Raw genomic sequence first — 4458 nt, 5'->3', positions numbered from 1 at the left:
CCCATGCCCTCGGCCAGCTTGTCTGCCTCCTCAGGCGCGGCGTCGAAGCTAGCGGTCCATTCGGCGTAGGTGCGGTCGCCATCGGTGACGCGCCGCAGCTGCAGGGTCGCCTTGTGGTTGGTCAGCGGCTGCGGCGTCTCGAGGATGGAGTAGCTGACCAGGAAATTCTGATCGGAGAAGTCGAGCAGCTTTTCGCGTAGGCGGGCGCCGCTGGCGAGCTGGAAATTGCGCACGCAGCCGATTGTGGTGGCATCCTTGCCGTCTTCAATGTGGCTTTCCACCATGCGCGGATGCCAGCCCGGCAGCCCGTTGAAGTCGCGTATGCGCGCCCAGACCTTTTCGACCGGCGCGTCGATGACGCTGGAGATGGTGACTTTGGCCATTCAAAATGTTCCCTTGCAAAAGCGATCCGGTGCAAGGGTAGGGCGGCCATTTCAGCGACGCTTATCAATGCGTCTTGAGCGCCTATCAAGGAGTCTGAAAAAGGGCGGGGAGTCTGAAAAAGGGCGGCTGGTTCAGGCGATCGCCCGCGCGGCCTCGCGGTAGAGCGTCGGCGGCACGCCGACATGGTCGCGGAAAAAGCGCGAGAAATTGCCCTGCGTGGTGAAGCCGAGATTGCAGGCGACGGAGATCAGCGGTTCCTGCGACCATTGCAGCTGCCGCACCGCTTCCTCCATGCGCAGCGTGTTCCAGTAGACATTGGGCGTCAGATTGGTCTGTTCCTTGAACAAAGCGAAGAAATGCGGTCGCGACAGGCCGACGCTGCGCGCCACGTCGTCGAAGCAGATGCGCTCGCAGACATTGGCTCTCATCAACTGGATTGCCTTGCGGACACGAAAATCCTGCATGGTGTTGATGCGGACACGGGCCTCCTGCGGCGCCGAGGCGTCGGCGGCGTCGAGCACGCTATCGATGAAACGCTCGATCTCGTAGTTGGCGATATCGTCGACGCTCTCATTGTCGCTGAGGTGGTCGAGCAGATTGGCGGCGGCCTGATGCAGCCACGGTTCCAGCGTGATCGCGGCTTGTGAAAACAGCGGCGCCGACGAAGGCAGGTCGCGGCGGCGCCGCGCCCAGTCGGGATCGATGTAGAAGGCGAGAAACAGACCGGGCGTCCCGTTTTGCGACAGAACATGGCTGTGCGGCTGGAAGGAGTTGATGCCGGCGGCCGTTCCAGGCCCAAGCCGGACGGTCTCGCGGCCGATGGTCATTTCGCCGGCCGTACCTTCCAGCCAGATGATGAGATGGGCCTCGACATGGGCATGGGTGACGAAGTCGCTTGCGACATTCAGGATAGAAACATGTCCGAACCGGCCCCAGTAGAGCCTGATCGCTTCCGTCATGGGTATATCCTCCCGCAGGCGACTGGCCTCCCTTCGCCTGCAGTGGGGATTGTGCGGCCGAGTTCGGGGCCGCGTCAAGACGCGCGCGGGCGGCGAGGGCGAATGACGGCCAGTGAGGCCGGATTTTCAGACTGAGCGATACGCACTGGAACGAATGGCGGTCGGGAGAATTGCCAACCTCAAACCGAAGCCGTCATGCCGCCATCGACATACAGCGTATGGCCGTTGACGAAGGACGAGGCATCTGACGCCAGAAACACGGCGGCGCCGATCAACTCGTCGACATTGCCCCAGCGCCCGGCCGGCGTGCGCTTTTCCAGCCAGGCGGAAAATTCGGGATTGTCGACCAGCGCCTGGTTCATCTCGGTGCGGAAATAGCCGGGCGCGATCGCATTGATCTGCAGGCCGTGTTTGGCCCAATCGGCGCACATGCCCCTTGTCAGGTTGCGGATCGCGCCCTTGGTGGCGGTGTAGGGCGCGATGTTCGGCCTTGCCAGTTCGCTCTGCACCGAACCGACGTTGATGATCTTGCCCTTGCCGCGCGGGATCATGTGGCGGGCGACCGCCTTGGCTGCATGGAAGGCGCCCGACACATTGGTCTTGAACAGGCGCTCCCATTGCTCCTCGGGAAAGTCCTCGAGCGGGGCGCGGAATTGTATGCCGGCATTGTTGATGAGGATGTCGATGGCGCCGATCTCGGCCTCGATGCGGGCAATGTCCTCATTGACCGCCTGAAAATCGGTGACGTCGAATACCGAGGCGTGCGCCTTGAAGCCGGCGTTGCGCAGCTTTTCGACGGCGCTGTCGATCCTGGCGGCGTCGCGGCCGTTCAGCACCACGCTTGCCCCATGTTCGGCCAGGCCCCGAGCCAGCGCGAAGCCGATGCCCTGGCCGGAGCCGGTCACCAGCGCCAGCCGGCCCTCGAGGCTGAACAGGGAGTTGGCCATCAAACCGTCTTTTGTTTGACCATGATCTCCGGACAAACGGTTCCGTTTGTCCGAGAAAACCGGTTTCCACTTTTCGGGATCATGGTTCTAGTCGCTGCGGCGGAAATTGCGGATGCGGTCGAACAGCACCGCCAGCAGGATGGCGCCGCCGATGAAGACGCCTTGCCAGAAGGCATTGATGCCGAGCAGGCCGAGACTGTTGCGGATCACCTCGATCAGGGCCGCGCCGACGATGGCGCCGAAGGCGGTGCCGACGCCGCCGGCCAGATTGGCGCCGCCGATGACGGTGGCGGCGATTACCTGCAGCTCCATGCCGGTGCCGAGATTGGTGGTGACGGCACCCAGCCAGCCGGTCTGGATGATGCCCGCAATGCCCGCCGACAGCGCCGAGATCATGTAGACGGCAACCTTGATCTGGCGCACCGGAACGCCGGTCAGCGTTGCCGCGTGCTCATTGCCGCCGATGGCGAAGATATGGCGGCCGAACTTGGTCCAGCGCAGGATGAAGCCGGTGATCAGCGCCAGAAGGATCATGTAAAGCACCGGGTTGGCGATGCCGAACACCCAGGCGCCGCCGCCCAATGACAGAAGCTTGGCATGGTCCGGCCCGAACTGGAAGACCACCGTGTTGTTGGAGGCGACCATGGCGAGGCTTCGGGCGATCGACAGCATGCCGAGCGTCACCACGAAGGGTGGAAAGCCGAGATAGGCGATCAGCACGCCGTTGAAGGCGCCAATGGCGAGCGCGGTGGCAATCGAGGCCAGGATGCCGACCTCGATCGAGTAGCCGGCATGCATGGTGACGGCCAGCACCATCGACGACAGGCATAGCACCGAGCCGACCGACAGGTCGATGCCGCCGGTGATGATGACGAAGGTCATGCCGAGCGCGATGATGGCGACGAAGGTGATGTTGCGGGTGATGTTGTAGAGGTTCTTCGAGGTGGCGAAAGCGTCGGTGGCAAACGACAGGAACACGCAGGCAAGGATGACCGCGATCACCACCCAGAAAGTCTGGCTGGCAAACAGTCTCGCGGCCAAGGATTGCTGCTTATGCTCGATCGGCTGGTCAATTGTCAGTGCCATCGTCGACCTTCATCTGCTGTGCGTGGTGGAATTCGCTTGAAATCAAACCTGTTCGATAGCGCCGGTGATCAGCCCGGTGACTTCCTCGGGCGAGCTCGACGCAATCGTCTTGTCGGCGACCTTGCGCCCGCGCCGCATGACGATGACGCGGTCGGCGACGGTGAACACGTCAGGCATGCGGTGGCTGATCAGAACGACGGCGATGCCCTGATCGCGCAAATGGCGGATAAGGTTCAGCACTTCGGCGACCTGGCGCACCGAGATCGCCGCCGTCGGTTCGTCCATCAGCACGATCTTGGCCTGCGACAGCATGGTGCGGGCAATCGCCACCGCCTGGCGCTGGCCGCCCGACATCTGCTTGACGAGGTCGCGCGGACGGGTCTCGGACTTCAATTCGGCGAAGAGCTGGCCGGCACGCTTGTACATCGAGGCATAGTCGAGGATCCGGAACGGCCCGACGCCGCGCCGCAACTCACGGCCGAGATAGACATTGGCGGCGGCAGTCAGATTGTTGCAGAGCGCAAGGTCCTGGTGGACGATCTCGATGCCGTGCTGGCGGGCTTCCGCCGGCTTGTGCAGGATCAATTCCTTGCCGTCCATGTGCATGGTGCCATGGCTCGGGCGGAAATTGCCAGCGATCATCTTGACCAGCGTCGACTTGCCGGCGCCGTTGTCGCCCATCAGGCCGACCACCTGTCCGGGCTCGATCGACAGCGAAACGTCGTTGACGGCCTGGATGGCGCCGAAATGCCTTGAGATGTTGGTGAGTTCGAGAACCGCCACCAGCCTTTGCCTCCCCGTGCTTTGCGACCTGCAGCTGTTACCGGCGTGGATGCCGACGCTGCTTTGGCCTCGCTCTCCCCGGCTCCTCCCGAAGACGGCGTTAGCGTTCTTTTACGCAAAAGCCGGCGCACGTCAATCAATTGTCGGACGAATTGGGCCAGGACTATTTTAAAAATCCGTTTTGTAGGACAAATAGCATTGACGTTGGCGCCAAGCCGATATTAGCTAAGCGTCGGAGGAGATTATGCCGATCCCCGCTGGCGGTCGCCGGCCGGAATTGGCGGAGGTTTGACGGTCCA

Annotated in this window: 5 protein-coding genes; all 5 read right to left on the bottom strand. The window is 62.6% G+C overall.

Translation table 11 applies throughout. The annotated features are described in order from the left end of the window. Positions 1 to 383, bottom strand: a 383-nt coding sequence (locus tag EN994_RS19445; protein WP_164746017.1) for an SRPBCC family protein, incomplete at its 3' end; no start/stop codon positions are given. Between the two features lie 132 nt (positions 384 to 515). Next, on the bottom strand, positions 516 to 1343 hold the full coding sequence (locus EN994_RS19440) for an AraC family transcriptional regulator (protein ID WP_024501541.1): 828 nt from the start codon (positions 1341 to 1343) through the stop codon (positions 516 to 518). A 179-nt stretch (positions 1344 to 1522) separates the two neighbouring features. Then, a complete protein-coding gene (locus EN994_RS19435; RefSeq protein ID WP_063168520.1) occupies positions 1523 to 2290 on the bottom strand; it encodes an SDR family oxidoreductase in 768 nt (255 codons plus the stop codon). Positions 2291 to 2377: 87 nt separating this feature from the next. Beyond that, positions 2378 to 3376, bottom strand: a complete 999-nt coding sequence (locus EN994_RS19430) for an ABC transporter permease (protein ID WP_013530853.1) — start codon at positions 3374 to 3376, stop codon at positions 2378 to 2380. A 42-nt stretch (positions 3377 to 3418) separates the two neighbouring features. Beyond that, on the bottom strand, positions 3419 to 4159 hold the full coding sequence (locus tag EN994_RS19425; protein WP_013530854.1) for an ATP-binding cassette domain-containing protein: 741 nt from the start codon (positions 4157 to 4159) through the stop codon (positions 3419 to 3421). Positions 4160 to 4458 lie beyond the last annotated feature (299 nt).

The organism is Mesorhizobium sp. M7A.F.Ca.CA.002.09.1.1 (assembly GCF_003998555.1).
Classification (GTDB): Bacteria; Pseudomonadota; Alphaproteobacteria; order Rhizobiales; family Rhizobiaceae; genus Mesorhizobium; species Mesorhizobium ciceri.
The sequence above is the reverse complement of the archived record's forward strand: the minus strand, read 5'-3'. Positions and strand labels throughout refer to the sequence as shown.

Bases quoted from the DNA above. Each gene is read 5' to 3' on its own strand.
- EN994_RS19440 (WP_024501541.1), bottom strand. From the start codon at position 1,343: ATGACGGAAGCGATCAGGCTCTACTGGGGCCGGTTCGGACATGTTTCT.
- EN994_RS19435 (WP_063168520.1), bottom strand. From the start codon at position 2,290: ATGGCCAACTCCCTGTTCAGCCTCGAGGGCCGGCTGGCGCTGGTGACC.
- EN994_RS19430 (WP_013530853.1), bottom strand. From the start codon at position 3,376: ATGGCACTGACAATTGACCAGCCGATCGAGCATAAGCAGCAATCCTTG.